The following is a 17,766-nucleotide window of genomic DNA, read 5'->3' as shown; positions in this document are numbered from 1 at the left end:
GAGAAGTTCATGGGCTCTTAGCTGTCGCAGGCCCGCCATCCTCTACCGAGGGTACGGGAAGCGCACGGATCAACGCCGCCGCACCCTTCGTATCAGCCTTTCCCAGAATAACCTTAACAGCGTGCCAATGATTATCCTCACTGGCGCGCTTCCGCTCCAGTTCATTCAGTAACCTAAACTCATCTGCCATTTTATTAAAGATCCGCAGAAATGTCGCACGAATATAGAGGGTGACAGCCGCCCCAATCCCACTCGCCACCCCCACCTGAACCTTACCTAAAAGATCAGGCTGCAAAGGAACCAAAACAGCGCCGAAGACAATCAGTGCAAGTCCAGTAAACATGGCGATTTGAGCACACATGAAGCTCTTACTTGCCAAGCGCTCAAGGGTCGCATCACCCAGCACTCGTGCTCTTCGATCATCAGCACTTGGCGCATCTGGAACCTCAACTAAAGTTTCAAGACGCGAATCCACCCCCCTCTGCAAAGTGATAGTCTGCTCCACCAAAGCAAGACGGTCACCTAAATCTTTCAATAAGTGCATCTCCATCGACGGAACATCACCACCCTCCGCCATTAATTCACCTACTTCGCGACAATTGTGCGGTCGACGAAATTGTCAATTACCGATATCATGCTTATCTCTATATCCCCATTGGGGAGCTGCGCAAATGTCCCTATATTCTTTCCTTCGCGAATGGCTTTAGCTATATTCTTGACGACCTCTTCGGCCAGCATGTCGCACTGCTCTTTTGTCAGGTCGGGATAGCGACGCCTAATAGCATCAAATATTGGCTGACGACTCAAGTCTCCCCTTTCCCGCCTTATCAAAGACACAGTGCTCCTTTCGGAAAAACGACACCTTGCCGCCGAGTATGAACGCATCAGAACAGCTTGTCGAGAGTGAAAACGTGTTCGAATTACCCTGCATCAATGAACGTCTGCCGAATTGTTCTTGTAGAGATCAAGCGGCGGCGCGCCGCGCCGCCGTACCCGGCCCTCTGCCGCCCGCTGTCCGGGCATGCGGCCTGGGGGCCGGTCCCGGCCGGCGGCGCCCCGGGCCGTAGCCGTACCTCGCACCCGCCGTACCCAACAAACGCGCCGACCACCGGCACGCCGCCGCCAGGCCAACTCGGTACCGCCCAGTCGCTAGGCGGTGCCCGCAGTGTCCTTGAGACCGGCACCAGCCGCCGCGCTCTCCGACGATTTCAGCTCAGACGCAGACCGCGCCCTGTACCGCACTGCACCAATCGAGCGACTCAACATCCCCAGCAGGAGAATTCCCAACCAAACGTATATGTGAGACGGGGGCCATGCCCGCCGGTTCTCATCGATGACGAGGACGAAGTAGGCACCTGCAGCGAACCAGCCGATGTTGAGGCACGAGAGAAATACAGCGGCTTTGTGCCAGATCGATCGTCGATACTTCTCCATGGTGCGAACTGTTCCATGAACAGCTTCACCGCAACAGAGGATTCCGCCGGCGGTATGTCGGCTCTGGGACGGTCACAATTGTCGAGTTGCGGATCGAGGCTGGTACCGCCCTCACGATCGCCTTGCGATGGTTGGCCTAAGTGCGTGGCAGGGGCGATCGACGGTCCGGGACTTCGTTCCTCAGCCCCGGCCCACTGAGCATCGAGGCTGAGCAGTCGCCGTGTCGTGCCCGTTGCGTGCCCGTCAGGAGAGTGATCAAGGGGGACTCACGGGGAATCACGGGCAGCCGGAGCGCTCCCCCGCAGGTCAACGTTTCCCCAGCTCGACATCCAAGATCGTTAGAGGCTTCCCAAGCTGACAGCGCGGGTTCGATTCCCGTCACCCGCTCCAAGACTGAAGGCCCAGGTCAGGGGAATGATCCCGACCCGGGCCTTGATCATTTCTGGCGCCTGTTCGATGACCCAGCGCGTGCGGGTGTTGAAGCCACTGCGCCGGAGGGGGCCGCCCGGACGTAGTCGTAGGTCTCCAGGTCGACGGGAGTACCGTCCTGCCGGAGGACGTGACCCCGCGAGCCAGCGGTCCAGGTGGGGCAGGACCCCGTCCTCCCTCGCGCTGACGCTGCGGGGATGGTCGATCTTGTTGGCTATACCGTACTCCTGCGGATAGCGACAGCGGTGATAAGGCAACTGGTTCGCCCAGTTGCCTTCCATCCGGCGAGTGCAGACTCCGCGGAACATGCAGCCGCGCAAGGCGTACTCGCCAGGACGCTCGGTGAGCTGACCGGAGCCGCGCGGTCGGGCAAGACGCAGCCGGCCGAGATGTCGGGCGGCACGATCACGTTCATCAACCCGGGCGAGTCGACGATCCTGGCGTTCGGCCAGATCAAGGACTTGCCGTGGGTCGTCGACGGTCAGCTCGCCGTACGGAAGGTGACCACGCTGGCATTGTCGTTCGATCACCGGATCATCGGCAGCGAGCTCGGTTCGCTGTTCCTCCGCGACGTGGGGGCGATGCTCGTGGATCCGCTGCGCATGCTCGTTTGGAGCTGAGAAGACGACGGAGGGCCCGGATCGCGTTGATCCGGGCCCTCCGTCGTTCGGTGTCGCCTGTCAGCCAGTGACCGGGATGTCGGTCTTCACCGGCGTCGGGGTGGGCGCGGGCTTGGGCTCGTCCTGCGTCTGCGTGACGTTCTCGTCCCACTCGGTCCAGTCGTGGATCACCGTCCCGCGATCACCCTTATCGGAGTGGGTGGGGGTCGGCGTGCTGCTCGGCGTCGGCGTCGAGGTGGGCGTCCGCGTGGGAGTGGGCGTCGCAGTGGGTGTGGAAGTCGGGGTCGGAGTCGAAGTGACCGTGGGCGTCACCGTCGGGGTGGGCGTCACCGTCGGCGTGGGCGTCACCGTCGGCGTGGGCGTCACCGTCGGCGTGGGCGTCACCGTCGGCGTGGGCGTCACCGTCGGCGTGGGCGTCACCGTCGGCGTGGGCGTCGGCGTGGGCTCACACTTGACCCAGAACACCTTGTGCTTGGGCGCGCCGTGCTTCCCCGCGAAGGTCCAGAACAGCTTGTAGTGCCCGTTCGGCAGTGTCATGTCGACGGTACGGCCATGCCCGTCCTCGTCGAGCACGAGGGTGCCGCTCTTCACCGTGGTCTTGTCGCCCGTGGGCGGCCAGGACTTGATATTCCAGCTCACCTGCTCGGCCGCGTCGAAGTTGAACCCGACCAGGTAGAACACACAGACGTGCGGCTCATTGCGCTGATCGTCCTCCGGCGTCGTCCACTTGTGGATCTTGACGTCGCCGTTGTCGCCGGGCGGTTTCGGTTTCCCCTGGACCGTTCCCGCTGAGGCTGTATTGGAGATGGCGAGCACCGCGAGCGCTGCCACTGCGAGCATGAGTGCCGCTGCGATCCAGCGACGGACTGGAGAGAGTCTGGGGGGTGTCACGACCGCACCTCGGGGTGTATGAGAGCTGGAGCCTCATGGGGCTCATCTGTGTAAAAATGTCACACCCACTGACCAAGGCCCTTCAAACGTTCCAAACCGTTATCTAGCCGAGTCAGATGGTTACGCGTTCGTGTCGTATGTGTCATAGAACCCCAGGAGCCGATCGTGCCGCTCGATGCCTCCCGCCGCCTCATCGGCGCCGCGCTCGTCGCCATGAGCCTCGTCGCCTCGACCCCCGCCAGCGTCGCCGCGTCGCCCGTCACCCTCGCCGTCGGCGCCTCAGTCACGGCGACCGCACTCCCCAAGGCCACCACGTTCACGGAGTTGAGCGGCCTCCCGCAGGACACCGACACGTACGGCAAGCTGAGCGGCGTCGTGGTCCACCCCGCACGCACGGTGGCCGTCTACGCCCTGCCCGGCGGCAAGCCCGCGGCCACCCTCCCGGCGAAGCAGCTCGGCAGCCAGACCTGGGTGCCGGTGGTGGAGGCGCGCAAGGGCTGGTACCGCGTGCTCCTGCCCAGCAAGCCCAACCACGTGACCGGCTGGATCAAGGCCAAGGGCCTGAAGAAGGCGCGCAGCCGCTACCGCGCCATCGTGAAGCTGGGCACCAGGCAGCTGACCGTGATGAACGCGAGCAAGAAGGTCGGCACCTGGACGGTGGCCGTCGGCGGTTCCGAGACACCCACCCCGGTCGGCAGGACCTTCATGCTGGCTCTGATGTCGCCGAAGGCGAAGGCCTACAGCCCGCTGATCCTGCCGCTCGGCACGCACTCGCCGACGCTCGACACCTTCGGCGGCGGTCCCGGCACGGTCGCCTTCCACGGCTGGCCGGACCCGAAGGTGTTCGGCCAGGCGGTCACGCACGGCTGCGTCAGGGTGCCTGCTCGCGCGCTCAAGGTGCTGGCAGGACTGCCTCTGGGGACTCCGGTTCTGATCGCTCCCTGAGGACGAGAGCGGCGGCCGACGGGTCCTTGCCACGCACCAACGCGAGCTCGTGCATGTGCCGGAAAGAGACGACGGCGGCGTCAGCGACGAGCAGGACGCTCGCGGTCGTGGTGTGCCGGATCCAGCGGTCGGAGCGCATGTCACGCTCCAACGGTTCCGGCGAGGAACTCGGTGGTCAAAGACCATGGGGATTTGGTTGAAGTCCCCCTCCGGCACAGCCAAGGCACATGTGACCGGAGGCAGGACCCCTCGTGGGGAGCGCTCCGGCTCCGGGATGCCTCGAAAGAGCGGCGCAATCGACGCGAGTTGTTCGGGGCTGAGATGGAGCCTGATCATCCCGCCCGCCATCGATCCGGAACAAGCCGAGCAGACCAGGGGCACGGGTGCCAGATCATTCGTCCAGCGGGGCGCTCCACCTGAACCCCTGGCCCTGGCCCGCTCCCCCTTCGGGTCGGTCGACGGCAGACGGGACGATCAGACAGGGTGGGTACGCGCGGTGCACCACTATCTGGACAATGTCCTATGTGGAAGTCACCCGAGTAAACGCTGACATGATCACCGTAAAACCTCCGCCCGGATGACGCTCTCGCCATCAACAATGCTCTCAATGAGGTCTGCAACGGCATCCACCTCGATGAGTGGGACTTCCATACCCGCATTGGTGTCGAGCGTGACTATGTGCGTACTGTGCTGCGAGTTATCAGCAGCTCCATCGGCGTGATGAAGGAACAGCGCTTGGCGGAGGGTAAGGAGTGGTAGAGACGCACGTCAGGGCTTGACCACCGTGCCATTAGCGTGCCATTAAGCCCGGTAACGAGGGGGTGGCCACGGTCACTCGCGATCGGCCCGAGAGTGCCGCTGACCAGGCAACCCGAGGTCCAGAGCCGGTGATCGCTGCAATTCCCAAGCTGACAGCGCGGGTTCGATTCCTGTCACCCGCTCTCACTATGAAAAGCCAGGTCAGGGACATCTTCCCGACCTGGCTTTCGATCTCTCCAGACTCCATTCCGGCCTTCCGTGCCCGTTACGTGCCCGATCCCTCCTGGCTTCCTTTGTTGAGGGCCTTCTCGGCGAGCCTCCCCGTCCCGCCGGGGACCCTCCGATCCCGGTCCCCCTCGGTGTGCAGGTAGATGAGCGCGGCCCGCGTGGTCGAGTGGCCCATATGGTTCATCAGCTCTCGGAGCGTGGCACCGGACTGGGAGGCGAACGTGTTGCCCATGTGGCGCAAATCATGGAAGTGGACTCCGGTCAGGCCCGCCTCCTTGAGCGCCTTGGTCCACGGCCGGGTAAAGGTCGACCGTCGCAACATGGCCCCCTTCGCCCTGAGGAAGACGAACGCCTCGTCGCCGTCTCCAACGTAGGGGTCCCAGGTGAAGGCGGAACTCCGAGATCACCACCTCGGGCAGGGCCACCGGGCGCGTCCCGGCGGCGGACTTGGCGGCCCGATGGTCACCGATCCGTCCTTGAGCTCGGTGGTGGAGGCCACGACCCGCACCGTCCCCGCGTCCAGGTCGAGGCACTTCTCTAGACGACTGTGGCCGTGACTGGCCATGCCCTGCGGCCCAACAGATCGAGAACGAGTGCCGCGATGTTCCACGCGTCGTCCTCGCCGCGGTGATGGCGTCCCTCGAGCGGCAGCCCGGCGATCTGTAGAGCGTGGTCCATGCCGGGTTTCTTACGCAGCCCATACGCCGCGGCGAATACGGCCTTGGCGTTGGTGTGGGTGCGTTCCGTTGGATAGCCGAACGGGTAGGCCACCCCGGTGGCCTGACTCTGCCGAGCAAATTGCCGACGGTCGTACTCGCCCCAGCTCGCCCAGGGACGCCTCCCGGCCTCGTGCTCCTCGACGAGGATCCGGCATGCCTCGGCGAAGGTGACGCCCCGTTCCACCTCGGCTTGGGTCAGGCCGGTCAGTTCAGTGCAGAAGTTACTCACCGCCGACCGGACAGGGCGGACCAAGACACGGTGCCGGGACACGCGGCGCCGTGCCAGCACGTCCACGACGGTGAGACCAATCTCGATGATCTCGTTCACAGAGCCGGGCGGCGGCTGTCCGTCCCAGCAGGTGGCTTCCACATCGATGACGTTCAGCAGGGCTGATTCGTGGCGCATGGGGCCGAGGGTAAGGATGCGCGCCCGGTTCTGACATCTCAATTTCCACATGCCCACACCGTCACCGCCAACGCAACCTCTTCGAGCTGGACCTCATGCCTTGATCTGAACTAGGAACGTGCCCTAGAGCGGTACCCTCTACGATCGCCTTGCGGTGGATGATCGCCGTACAGGGTTGGGGGCGATCGACGGTCCGGGACTCCGTCCCTCAGCCCCGGCCCACCGAGCAGCTGAGCACGACGCCGTAGCAAGACACGAGACCAGCACCTTGATCACGTGCCAGATCCGTGCCAGAACAGGCGGGGAACCCCGGTCATCCACGGGAACTCACGGGGAACCGCGCCCCATCTACCTGCACCCCTGTTTTTCCAGCTCAGACCACCAACGCCAGCAGCCGATCCCCAAGCTGACAGCGCGGGTCCGATTCCCGTCACCCGCTCCACCCCAAAGGCCCAGGTCAGGGATGGTTTCGAGCCCTGGGCGGCAAGGATCTGACCGCCTTGATGTGGCACGATGCCTGCATGCAGCTTGATCAAGCCCTTGTCGACGCAGCCATCGCACAGATGAATCGGCGGTGGCCGGCTGATGAGTCGGGTGGTGCCGCGGCCGTCTACCTGGAGGATGGGCAGATCCTCACCAGCGTCGGTCTGGACAATCTCAATGGCGGAGTGTCCCTGTGCCATGAGACTGGCGCCATCTGCCAGGCCTACACGCTCAACAAGAAGGTCACTGCCTCCGTGTGCGTTTATCGGGCCTCCGAACGTGACGGCGTCCTCGTCCTTCCTCCGTGCGGCATCTGCCAGGAGCGCTTGGCTCTGTGGGGCCCTGACGTACAAGTCGGTGTGCCCGATGACTCCAACGTGACGGGATGGGGCGTTCGCACTCTTCGCGACGTGAACCCGTTCTACTGGGGATCGCAGTTCACCGAAGATGGCGCCTGGCCTGCCCCTGAAGTCCACTCCTCCTGACAGGCACGAAAACGCCCTGTCCCATTTCCCCCTTGAGTGGGCAAACAACAGACGGGATGGTCACGTGGACCAGGTACGCACGGCCCGTCGACAACACACAGCCGTGGGCCGATATTCGCCGTTTCAGAGTCCTCGGCTCCGATGGTCATGTTTAAGTGCCAACCTCACGGCTCCATAGATGATGAGGAACAGGGTCAGCTCTATAAGGAGCCAGACGCCCAGAACAATGAGCTCGGCCATCGCGAACATTGTTCGCTCCTCGCTCTCAGCTCACCTTGCCTGACTGTCGCAGACCAGATCCATGGAGCCGCCCTGACGATCGCCTGGCGGTGGCTGATCTCCGTACAGGGTTGGGGGCGATCGACGGGGCGAGGCTTCGTGCCTCACCCCTGGCCCACCGAGCACCAGGACGACCCCTGCCCCGCGCGTGCCCGTTGCGTGCCCGTCAGGAGGGTGATCAAGGGGGAATCACAGTCACTCACCCCACTCCCCCGCAGGCAGCGTCCTCCCAGTTCAGCGACCAAGCGCGATAGAGACTTCCCGAGCTGACAGCGCGGGTCCGATTCCCGTCACCCGCTCCAAGCCAGAAAGACCCGAATCAGGGATGATTTCCCGATCTGGGCCTTGTTTTCAGTGTTTTCCGATCCAGCATTGGGATGGTCGGCGTCGTCCCGCCCGCCTCGAATCGTGCCACCGCCGGCTGCTTCAACCCCGTACGTTCGGCCAGCTCGCTCTGGGTCAGGCCGAGCTGCTCAGAACGTAGCCTTACCGCCTCACCCAGCTCGAAGCGGATCCTGGCCGCCTCGTATGCCGCTCGGCCCCCGGGCGGCTCATGACCTCAGCCCGCTTGGCGCCCCAGCTCTTGCGCTCGCCCATGCCGCTCACTCCTCGTCTGCCGTGTGCGCATCGGCGATACACCACTGCATGGCCCGCCACGCCCGCTCATCTCGGCGAACTCACGCATCCGCTGTTTGTGGGACACCGTCGACATGATGATCCGTCGACCTGGTGCGATCCAGTAAGTGATCCGTACCACCTCCCGGTCGAGGTGGAAACGTAGCTCACGCTGCTTGCCACGGAGCTGACGAGGGACGAGGTAGGGCTCATCCAGCAGGACGCCACGTTCGGCCGGCAGATCGACGTAGAACGCCGCCGTCTCCTGGCCCTACTGATCAAGCATGTCGGACCACTCATCGACCTCTGGCCCCAGTTCCACCTCTCCCCAGTTCATAACGTGAACGTTATGGCGATGGCAGGTATCACGTCCCGAAAATGCTCGGCTCTCTCCGGCAGGAAGAATCGATGACGGACGAGGCCATCAAGCATGCGGACACATGCGCGGGTGTGCCATGTCCCCATGCATGCTCCTCCCAGTCCTCCCAGTCCTCCCAGTCCTCCCAGTCCTCCCAAACGGCGTTGATCACGTGCCGGATCCGCCGGTCCGTCCTGGATGGCGGCCCGTGATCCGCACCCTCACGAGGCCGCGCGGACGGATCTCAGGCGGTTGTGCGAATAATTCACATGACGACCCACGTGAAGATCGACTATGGATACCTCATGCTGATTCATGTGCGCCTAGAGGACCTGTGCCGGGAGACCTGGGAAGACGTGGCCGACCTGACGGTGGCCGACGACCAGTCCGACCTCATCGCATCAAACCTGTACTCGATCGCCGAAAGCCGCTTTCTGCCGGGCTTCGTGACCCAGGCGGTGATGCACGGCGAGTGCGCCGTGGGCTTCGCGATGTATGGCCCCGATCCCGACGACGGCCAAGTGTGGCTGTACCGCTTGATGATCGACAAGTCTCACCAGGGCAAGGGCCTGGGCCGGGCCGCCCTCCGGCAGATCGTCGCGCATGTGCGGGACGGGCTCGGCGCGCCGGTACTGCGGCTGGGCGTACGCGCCGACAACGTCGTGGCCAAGGCTCTCTACACCTCTGCCGGATTCGCCCCCACCGGGCAGACCTTCGGCGAGGAGGAGATCCTGGAACTCCGCCTGTCCGCCGACGACTGAGCCCGTGGGGACCTCCCGCCGTGACGGCTGAGGGCCTACGCCAGCGCTGTCGTCGCGAGGCTCTGGCCGAGGAGTTCCACGGACGGTGCCTCACAGCCCGCAGAGCGCTTGGCGCACCCCCCGAGCTACTCGGCCAACGCTTATCCGGTGAAGTCGTCCGATGCTTTGCCGGGAAGCACAGAGACTACTGAGACCGCTTCCCCGAAAGCATCACCAGCACTATTCCCGGCACGAAAAACACATACGACAGTACGAGCAACGCCAGGTCCGGCCCAGATCCCGGCTCCATCACGTCTTGACCCAGCGCTCCCGTGAAGCCGAAGAGCGCTATCAGAATCACTCCCCACCCATAGCGTCGAGGCTTACGGGGGTCACGGGGAAGGAAGCGCAGGCGAGGCACCCGATTGGTCGCCAAGGTGTAGACGCCAAGCGCAGCAATCAGGCATGAGACCCCCAAAAGAGCTACCTGCATCACCCTGAGATCCATCCAGATCAGCTCCTTCGCCATTCAGAAAAACCGTCCTCTGAAAAGAGGTTGCCGAATTGTTCTTGCAGGGGTCGAGGCGGCGGTGTGCCGCGCCGCCGTACCCGGCCCTCCGGCGCCTGCCGTCCAGACATGCGGTGTGGGCGCCGGTCCTGGCCGGCGGTGCCCCGGGCCTCCGCCGCACCACGCGCCCGCCGAACCAAACGCCCTCGCAGACCACCGGCCCGCCACCAAGTTCTCAGGACTCCTGCGACTCCAACACCCCATCCTCGGTCCAACGCCACGAACGCGCATGCTGTACGGCCTTCCACGTCTCAGAAGTCGCCACCGCATGAGCTATCCAGTCCCGCAGCGCCGGCAGAGCGGTCTCACACAGCTCCCGCCGGACCTCAGCACGATCCACCGAACGAATGGGATAGACGCTCACCGCAATCCCATAGACCTCTGGATGGAGGCCGCCCGCCTGTCCAGGACGCCAGTAGGCCTGCAACACCCAGTAGTGCGGCACTTCACCCCAGAAGTTCAGCTCACGAACGTGCTCAAAGCTTTCACCGAGCCCTTCATTCAAATCCGACCTGGTCAGAGACCAAGAAGCGCCCCGGGCCAATCTGCGATCACGAGCAGACACGTCCACCTCACATCACTCAGCCCCGCAGTCTGAAGGACAGACGGCAGCCTCCGGCGGGGGCGCTCCGGCTCCGAGATGATCGCTAACGGTGTGTTCACCGTCAATCGGTCTGTCGGCGGCTGGGGTAGGGACCTGATCATCCCTTCTGCCTTCGCCCCGGACAAGCCGAGCAAGGCGATCCTGTGCCGGTCGAGCACCTGGTCGACCTGGCGGTGCTCCTGCTCCCACCCCGGAGGGGCCGTATCCGTGACTTCCGACAGCCTGGGCAGGCCGCGGGCGCCACTACCACCGGGTCCGGACGACCGGACGTCGAGTGCGAAGCGTGCCGCCAATGGAGCGAGCCGGCACAGCGTCAGAGGTAATCCCTCGACCTCTGTCCAGCCGTCCGCGGAGCGGCGCATCGACCCTTCGTGCTTGGTCAGGAAGACATCGACGTAGGACGCATATCCCGAGCCGTAATGCCCGAACTCCGCGTGATGGACGATCAACGACGGCAGCCGGTCGAGATCGTCGACAATCCTCCGGAGGAACCCCTCCACGGCAGCAGGCCCAGCGGCCCACGCTCCCGCCGTACTCGCCGGCTCGTCATTCACAGCGTTTCGCAGGGCCGTCAGGTCAGTGGCCAGCGCCCTGTTCATTGATCCGCTCCTCGACCCGGCTCCGCGCCTGTCTCATGAACGGTAGCGAGGACACCCGGTACGCATGCTCCCGTCGAGAGATCGACGGAGGGCCGTTACAAGCGGTCTGTCATCGCCCACAATCCTCCAGAGCTCTTGGTCCTGCTGCCGTTGCCTCCAAGAGTGTCCGTCTGAGCATGGGTCCTGGCCTGCGGTCTCTGGCCACTCCCGGACGGGACAGGAACGCATTTGACCAATGCATAGCCGGTGGAGAGGATCAAGGAGTGCATATCGAGTTCCTGAGATTCTCGCCCGAGGACGTAGAACCGCTCGTCAATTTCCTGACCGAAGAAGAATGGCCATTCCATGCGGGGACGCAGGACCGGGAGACGGTCAAGCGCCGGGCCGTCGAAGGCCTTTATGACAACGAGGAAACAAGAACGTTCTGGGTGCTGGTAAACGGCGAGCGCGCGGGGTTGGTCAAGCTACAGGACCTCGCCGACGACACTCCCATGTTCGACCTGCGGGTACGGCAGGCTTGGCGGGGGCGGGGCATCGGCACGGAGGCGGTGGCCTGGCTGACCGACCACCTCTTCACCGAATTGCCCGACATCATGAGGATCGAGGGCACGACTCGCCAGGACAACCACGCGATGCGGGCAGTCTTCCGCAAGAGCGGCTACGCGAAGGAGTCGCACTACCGAGAGGCGTGGCCAGGTCCCGACGGCTTCCGCCATGACTCGATCGGCTACGCGATCCTCCGGCGTGACTGGCTTTCCGGGACGGTTACTCCCCCGAACTGGGAGGACGAACTCGTAAGCCCAGACGAATGATCGGCCCCAGGTCCTGACCGCCCTCTCGAAGAGTCTGCCGGTCACAGAGCCCCCGGATGATCCTGAACCCAGCAGGGCATCCGCCGTGACCGCGTGCCGGCTGCCTGCCAGAACAGGCGGGACAGGCGGGACACACGGAGAACCACGGGGACTCACGGGGAACCGCAGGGAACCACGGGGACCCACGGGGACCCACGGTCACACGGCCCGCCCTGACCTGCACACCTGCTTTCCCAGCTCAGGACGGCTTTCCCAGCCCAGGACAGCAAGGTCGGCAGATGGTCCCCGCGCTGACAGTGCGGGTCCGATTCTCGTCACCCGCTCCAGGGTCCCCCATCACACCGGGCGAGGTCTTCTACCAGAAGACGCGCCAACCCCTCCGGGTCCTCACGATGCGGGTCGTGCCCGGTGGGCAAGGAGACTGCTCGCACCGACGACGTCTCTCGCACGACGGCCTCCAGCTCGTGCTCCACCCACGCGCAGTACGCCTTCCAGGCAGGGACGAGAGGCTCGGGGAACACGCCCGCGAAGGCCATCGCATCACCGCTGACGACAAGTAACGGACAGCGCGCAGCGCGATAGGCGGCGAAGAGGTCGAGAGCGTCTATCTCTCGCATGATCTGAAGGAATGACTCCGGGAGCCCTTGCCCCATCTCGCCCAGGAAGGAGGTCATCTCCTGACACGCGCGCGCCGCCGAGACCTCGTCCAGACCGTGGAACTGCCCCGGTTGTGTCGGATTGCCGTGACCGTCGAGGTTGACCGCGAGCGGGCACTCCGGATGCTCACCGGCCCAGAGCGTGGCGACCATGCCTCCCAGGGAGTGCCCAACGATCACCGGCCGGCGGAGTCCGAACTCCTCCACGACGGCAGCGACATCCACCAGCACTTCCCGCCACGACCAGGGCGCCGCGCCCGACTCGCCATGGCCACGTAGATCCATGGACACCGGCCGGAACCCCCTGTCCACGAGAAGCTCCGCGAAGACGTCCCAATCCCTGCGGGTCCGCCCGCCACCATGCAGGAGAAGCACATCCCTGCCGTGCCCACCATGGTCTTCCGCCACGACCGGCACATCGCTGATCACGAGTTTCCTGATCGCCCCCACGTCGCCCGCCGCCTTCCGCCCGCGCCCTTGTCCCGCGCCCCTGTCCGCCGCCCTTCGTAACAGCTCGGCGCAGCAGTCGCCACAGCTTTTCCCATCGGGCGGCGCCGTCTTCGCGGCATGCCGAGGACGTCACACCATGGCTCCCGTGCGGGGTGCGCGCCGGAAACGGTCCTCGCACGGCGTTCCCGCGCTGCTGCCACCCCGCCGGGCTGAAGCTCACCCGAGCTTCTCGTAGACGGCCACCGGCGCTGTCAGTCAGCGCCGCTGGGCGTCCCCACACGGAGCCGGTTTCCGTCGGGGTCCTGCAGCTCGATCTCGCGCGCCCACGGAACCTCCCGCACCTGGACGCCGAACTCGACGGCGACGGCGTCGACATCACGGACCCAGAGGTAGATCAACGTATTGGGGCGAGCGTCGCCCTCGTGCTCCGACAGGAAGATCCGGACACGACCCCGCGCGACTTCGACGAACGCCGGGAAATCAAGCTGGAAGCGGTGTTCCCACTGTTTGACGAAGCCCAGGCGCTCATACCAGTCGACTGCTGCCCCGGCGTCCTTGACGTGAAAGATGGGGATGATCTCTTCATCCATGGGGTCATCTTTCCATCGCCCGAGGCCGTTCACCTGCGCGGTGGACGTGGTCGGGCCGCCGGTGACCACCGTGCTCCGGCCGGGGGCCGTGCGGTTCAGGCGGTCGCGGCGAGAAGGGATTCCGCGACCGCCGTACGGGCGTAGAGGACCGAGCGTCCGGCACGGTGGGCGCTGACCATACCCGCGTCGCGCAGGGCGGTGAGGTGCTGGGAGACCCCGGCTGTGGAGATGCCGGTGCGGTGGGCGAGCTCGGTCGTGGAGGCCGGGGCCTCCAGCTCGGTCAGCAGGATGGTCCGGGAGCGGCCGAGGACCGCGGCGATCGCCTCGGTGCGCTTCACCGGGCGGTGCTCCCACAGCGTGCCGGTGCCCCGGGCGGGGTAGGCGAGCTGGGGCGGTCCCGGCGGGCGCGACCAGGTGAGCGTGTGTACGGCGAAGGCGGAGGGGACCAGCAGCAGCCCCGGCCCAGTGGCCTCCCGGGTGATGCCGCAGTGCCTGCGGACCATCCGGAGGGTGTTGTCGTCCCAGCTCAACGTGGAATGCAGGTCGTTGAAAAGGCGGCCCACGCCGTACTCGGCGACCTGGCGCACACGGTGGAAGACGTCCGCGTTCAGCACCACGCGGATCTTCGCCCAGTAGGGGGCGAGTGCCAGTTCCCAGTACGTCTCGATCTCCTCCGAGATCCGGGCCAGCCGCGGCTCCGGGTCCGCGCGCAGGGCCTGGCAGCGGGGTCCGGTGCGGCCGAGGTAGTCGAGGTCGCTCAGCACCTGGTCGGCCGGGGTGGCCCGGATGGCGGCGAGTTCGGCGTCGAGGGCGGGAGCCGGCTCGCGGGAGGGCGGGGTGAGGAAGTCGGGGAGATACCCGGTGGGCGGGATCAGCTCGGCCAGCCAGCCCGAGTCAAGCCCGGCCGCGGCCACCCGTGGCCGTACCTGATCGATCCAGGCGCGGTGCACCGGATGCGCGGGGCCCGCTGCCAGCAGCCGGAAACTGGTGACGACCTCCCACATCGGCGAGACCGTGAACCGGGTCAGGGCCAGATCGTCGGCGGAGAAGGCCAGTTCGGCCAGCATGGCTACTCCATGGATTCAGTGTGCGCTCAATCGGCTCCGTAGATTAAGCGTGAGCTTAATCATTGGTGGTGAGTCTACGGGGGACGCAGGATTCCCGTCATGCTCTCCACCTTCAGCGGGCTGCCCCGGACCGCATGGATCGTCTTCGCCGGCACGGTGGTCAACCGGCTCGGTTACGTGGTCACGCCCTTCCTGGTCTTCTATCTCGGGAGCCGCGGCATCCCCACCGAGCAGACCCCGTACGTCCTGGGCGCGCTGGGCGCGGGCAACCTGATCGGCCCGGTGGTCGGCGGTCTGCTCGCCGACCGGCTGGGCCGACGCCCCACGATGCTGGCCGGGCTGATCGGGACGGCTGTCGCGCAGGGCCTGCTGTTCGCCGCTCCGAACGTGGTCACGCTGGCCCTCGCGGCCATGTTCCTCAGCGCGGCAGGCTCCATGGTCGGCCCGGCCTCCGGCGCGATGCTGACCGACGCGGTGACGGCCGAGCAGCGGCGCGCCGCCTTCTCCCTGTTCCACTGGGCGGTCAACCTCGGCACCGCCGCGGCGGGGATCCTCGGCGGATTCCTGGCGTCGCACGGCTACTGGCTGCTGTTCGCGCTGGACGCGGTGACCTCGCTGGCGCACGCGCTCATCGTGGTCGCGCTGCTGCCCGGTGGACGCGGCGGCGCCGCCCGGGTCACCGGCTCCGGGAGCGGGACGGGCTACGGGGTGGTGTACCGGGATCCCCTGATGCGGGCGCTGCTCCCGCTGCTCGGCACCGGCCTGGTGGTCTACTCCCTCACCGAGGTCTGCCTGCCGCTCGCGATCCGCGACCGGGGCCTGCCCGCCACCACGCTCGGCCTGATGGCCACGCTCAACGCGGTCCTGGTGGTGGTGCTGCAGCCGGTCGCCACGAACGTCCTGGCCCGGCTCCCGCAGATCCCGGTCTATGTGGGGGCCAGCGCGCTCGCCGCGACAGGCATCGCGCTGACCGGGGTGGCGCACGACGCCTGGTCGTACGCCGGGACCGTCGTGCTCTGGTCGATCGGCGAAGCGATGGTCGGCGGCATCCCCGGAGCGATCATCGCGGGCCTCGCCCCGGCGGACGCCCGCGGCCGCTACCAGGGCAGCTACCAGTGGACCTGGGGCATCGCCCGATTCGTCGCCCTGGGTCTGGGCACCACCGTCTACGCCTCCGTCGGCCCCGCCGCGGTCTGGTGGTTCAGCGCCGTCGCGGGCATCGCCGCCGCTCTCGGAGTCGGAGCCCTGGCCCCGACGATCGTCCGCCGCATGGCCGCCACCCCCTCCGAAACCGCGACCACCCCCGAGGCCGCGACCAGTTCCGAGGCCGTGACCAGTTCCGAGGCTGTGACCACCCCCGAGGCCGTGACCAGTTCCGGGCCCGCCACCGCTCCGCCCGCCACCACCCCCGAGCCCACCACCGCCCGCTAGGACGGTGAAGGCGGCTCTCCCGGCTTCACCGAGGGCCGCCGCGTGTCAGGGGCACGTTCCCCGGCCGCTCCGGAGGTAGTGGCGGCGGGCCTCTTCCATACAGCCGATGCGGGAGGAGAGACCGCTCGGCAGCCCGAGATTGTCGTCGGATCCGATCCTCACGACGCTCCCCGTTCACCCGTCCCGTTTGCCCGTCCCGTTCACCCGTCCGTCACGGCCGCGCGCCAGACGCCGTCCGCCGTACATTCGCCCGAGGGGACGTCCGCCGTACGCTCGCCGGGCACGCGGCGTGGCCGCCGACGTCTACGCCGGGAGCTTCGGCGCGGAGCCGGCGCGGCCGTGGTGCGGCCGTGCGGCGGCCGCCCGTACCGCGCCTGCCGCTGCGCGGATCGCGCTGTTGATGGAGATCTCCCCGCGCATGCCCGGGGCGGCCACCATGTCGCCGGCGAGGAACACCCCGTCGCCCCGGTCGATCGCGGGGCGGTCGCGCCAGGTGTGTCCGGGGAGATCCAGGGCTCCGGTGCGGCCCCGGGCCGTGGCGGACCGTTGCCAGGTCACCCGCTCGCGCCAACCGGGCACGGCCAGGTCGGTGAGGGTCTCAAGGCGTAGCCGGGCGTCCGCCCGGCTCTCCCTGGAGCGCACCGGCATGTCGATCTGGAACAGGGACTCACCGGGCGGCGCCACCGTCGGATCCTGCATCGAGTAGCTCTCGTGGAAGCCGCCCCCGTCGAGGTCCCAGCAGATGAACAGGTCGCCGCCGCCCCGGGACACCGCGAGGTCGAGCATGACGCAGTGGCCGCTCTCCCAGCGCAGCGAGGCGTCCCCGAGCAGCGCGCGCGCCGAGGACAGCTCGGTCGCCACGATCGTGGGATGACCGGGCAGCTCGGTGAGCCTGGAGTTCAGCTCGACGCGCACGCCGAGCTCCCGCGCACGGGCCGCCAGCCGGTCGATCACCGCCTGCCATCCGCCGACCACCCACCGCACCGCCGGGGGCTTGGGCGCGAACACCCGGCGCAGCAGTTCCCACACGAAGGCCGCCGACAGCCTCCCGGTGTCGGCGTCGTAGGTCACCACACTGATGGCGTTGGCGGCCTGGCGGGCGGTCTCCTCCCCGTAGCTCTCGGCCGCCCAGCCGTGGAAGTCGCGGTCGACGGGTGCCTTGCGGCCTCGGCCCAGCGTGACCATGCGGAGGAACCCGGCCGGCGGGCGGCGCCGCAGCCGCCCCTCCCACAGGAAACCCGCCCGCGTCTCGCGCAGCGGCGGCCTGCCCAGCTTCCCGGTCAGCCCCCGCTCGGCCAGCCATGTCCAGTGCGGACCGTCGGCGTAGAAGACATGCGCTCCCTCGTGGGCGACGTACGGGGCGGGCGTGCCGCGCCCGCGACCGCCGAGGGAGGCGTGGGCCTCGTGCAGGGTCACCGCCGCCCCCGCCTCCGCGCTCGCGACGGCCGCCACCAGACCCGCCAGTCCCCCGCCGATGACTGTGATCTCGCTGGACATCCTCGTCTCCTCCCGGCCCGCCGCTCGGCCTGTCGCCCGGCCGCCGCGGTCGGTCACCGCCGGTCCCGAGCGCCCATCGGGCTCACCGCATGAGACGGATG

At 66.6% G+C, this 17,766-nt stretch carries 16 protein-coding genes and 1 pseudogene; 6 read left to right on the top strand and 11 right to left on the bottom strand.

Going from position 1 to position 17,766, the window contains the following annotated elements; all coding sequences use genetic code 11:
* Positions 1-7: 7 nt before the first annotated feature.
* The gene (locus ACWDS7_RS03740) at positions 8-577 is read right to left on the bottom strand and encodes a TRADD-N-associated membrane domain-containing protein (protein WP_451927980.1); all 570 of its coding nucleotides are present in this window, start codon (positions 575-577) and stop codon (positions 8-10) included.
* Positions 578-2,060: 1,483 nt separating this feature from the next.
* Here ACWDS7_RS03740 and ACWDS7_RS03735 point away from each other — a divergent pair.
* Complete coding sequence (locus ACWDS7_RS03735) at positions 2,061-2,483, top strand: 2-oxo acid dehydrogenase subunit E2 (protein ID WP_451927979.1); 423 nt, start codon at positions 2,061-2,063, stop codon at positions 2,481-2,483.
* Positions 2,484-2,543: 60 nt separating this feature from the next.
* Here the strand turns inward: ACWDS7_RS03735 and ACWDS7_RS03730 are convergent, their stop codons facing one another.
* Positions 2,544-3,323, bottom strand: a complete 780-nt coding sequence (locus ACWDS7_RS03730; protein ID WP_451927978.1) for a hypothetical protein — start codon at positions 3,321-3,323, stop codon at positions 2,544-2,546.
* 216 nt (positions 3,324-3,539) lie between these two features.
* Here ACWDS7_RS03730 and ACWDS7_RS03725 point away from each other — a divergent pair, with 216 nt between their 5' ends.
* Entirely contained in the window at positions 3,540-4,319 is a 780-nt protein-coding gene (locus tag ACWDS7_RS03725) for a L,D-transpeptidase (protein WP_451927977.1), read from the top strand.
* Positions 4,320-5,343: 1,024 nt separating this feature from the next.
* Here ACWDS7_RS03725 and ACWDS7_RS03720 read toward each other — a convergent pair.
* Both ACWDS7_RS03720 and ACWDS7_RS03715 read right to left on the bottom strand, forming a co-directional pair.
* Positions 5,344-5,655 (bottom strand): annotated as a pseudogene (locus tag ACWDS7_RS03720) (tyrosine-type recombinase/integrase); the annotation flags it as partial.
* A gap of 188 nt (positions 5,656-5,843) precedes the next feature.
* A complete protein-coding gene (locus tag ACWDS7_RS03715; protein ID WP_451927976.1) occupies positions 5,844-6,431 on the bottom strand; it encodes an exonuclease domain-containing protein in 588 nt (195 codons plus the stop codon).
* Positions 6,432-6,952: 521 nt separating this feature from the next.
* On the opposite strand from ACWDS7_RS03715, the gene ACWDS7_RS03710 reads away from it, so the two are divergent.
* Positions 6,953-7,399, top strand: a complete 447-nt coding sequence (locus tag ACWDS7_RS03710; RefSeq protein WP_306860007.1) for a cytidine deaminase — start codon at positions 6,953-6,955, stop codon at positions 7,397-7,399.
* Between the two features lie 598 nt (positions 7,400-7,997).
* Here ACWDS7_RS03710 and ACWDS7_RS03705 read toward each other — a convergent pair.
* Entirely contained in the window at positions 7,998-8,126 is a 129-nt protein-coding gene (locus tag ACWDS7_RS03705) for a helix-turn-helix domain-containing protein (RefSeq protein ID WP_451928002.1), read from the bottom strand.
* 806 nt (positions 8,127-8,932) lie between these two features.
* Here ACWDS7_RS03705 and ACWDS7_RS03700 point away from each other — a divergent pair.
* Positions 8,933-9,412 carry a GNAT family N-acetyltransferase gene (locus ACWDS7_RS03700; protein WP_451927975.1) on the top strand — a complete coding sequence of 160 codons (480 nt, stop codon included), beginning with the start codon at positions 8,933-8,935 and terminating at the stop codon, positions 9,410-9,412.
* A 184-nt stretch (positions 9,413-9,596) separates the two neighbouring features.
* Here ACWDS7_RS03700 and ACWDS7_RS03695 read toward each other — a convergent pair whose 3' ends face one another.
* Positions 9,597-9,920, bottom strand: a complete 324-nt coding sequence (locus tag ACWDS7_RS03695) for a hypothetical protein (RefSeq protein WP_451927974.1) — start codon at positions 9,918-9,920, stop codon at positions 9,597-9,599.
* 555 nt (positions 9,921-10,475) lie between these two features.
* Complete coding sequence (locus tag ACWDS7_RS03690; protein WP_451927973.1) at positions 10,476-11,162, bottom strand: hypothetical protein; 687 nt, start codon at positions 11,160-11,162, stop codon at positions 10,476-10,478.
* 263 nt (positions 11,163-11,425) lie between these two features.
* On the opposite strand from ACWDS7_RS03690, the gene ACWDS7_RS03685 reads away from it, so the two are divergent.
* A complete protein-coding gene (locus tag ACWDS7_RS03685) occupies positions 11,426-11,974 on the top strand; it encodes a GNAT family N-acetyltransferase (RefSeq protein WP_451927972.1) in 549 nt (182 codons plus the stop codon).
* Between the two features lie 314 nt (positions 11,975-12,288).
* Here the strand turns inward: ACWDS7_RS03685 and ACWDS7_RS03680 are convergent, their stop codons facing one another.
* The 3 genes from ACWDS7_RS03680 to ACWDS7_RS03670 all read right to left on the bottom strand — a co-directional run bounded on the left by ACWDS7_RS03680 (position 12,289) and on the right by ACWDS7_RS03670 (position 14,737).
* Positions 12,289-13,059, bottom strand: coding sequence for an alpha/beta fold hydrolase (locus ACWDS7_RS03680; RefSeq protein WP_451927971.1), 771 nt, complete (start codon positions 13,057-13,059; stop codon positions 12,289-12,291).
* Positions 13,060-13,331: 272 nt separating this feature from the next.
* Entirely contained in the window at positions 13,332-13,670 is a 339-nt protein-coding gene (locus ACWDS7_RS03675; protein ID WP_451927970.1) for a glyoxalase superfamily protein, read from the bottom strand.
* 95 nt (positions 13,671-13,765) lie between these two features.
* Complete coding sequence (locus ACWDS7_RS03670; protein ID WP_451927969.1) at positions 13,766-14,737, bottom strand: ArsR family transcriptional regulator; 972 nt, start codon at positions 14,735-14,737, stop codon at positions 13,766-13,768.
* Between the two features lie 99 nt (positions 14,738-14,836).
* On the opposite strand from ACWDS7_RS03670, the gene ACWDS7_RS03665 reads away from it, so the two are divergent.
* On the top strand, positions 14,837-16,168 hold the full coding sequence (locus tag ACWDS7_RS03665) for an MFS transporter (RefSeq protein WP_451927968.1): 1,332 nt from the start codon (positions 14,837-14,839) through the stop codon (positions 16,166-16,168).
* Between the two features lie 303 nt (positions 16,169-16,471).
* Here ACWDS7_RS03665 and ACWDS7_RS03660 read toward each other — a convergent pair whose 3' ends face one another.
* Positions 16,472-17,665: an FAD-dependent oxidoreductase gene (locus tag ACWDS7_RS03660; RefSeq protein WP_451927967.1), complete on the bottom strand. Its 1,194-nt coding sequence runs from the start codon at positions 17,663-17,665 to the stop codon at positions 16,472-16,474.
* Between the last annotated feature and the right edge of the window lie 101 nt (positions 17,666-17,766).

The sequence above is a fragment of the Streptosporangium sp. NPDC003464 genome, from assembly GCF_053588315.1.
Note: the sequence above shows the minus strand (reverse complement) of the source record. Positions and strands in the feature narration are given on the sequence as shown.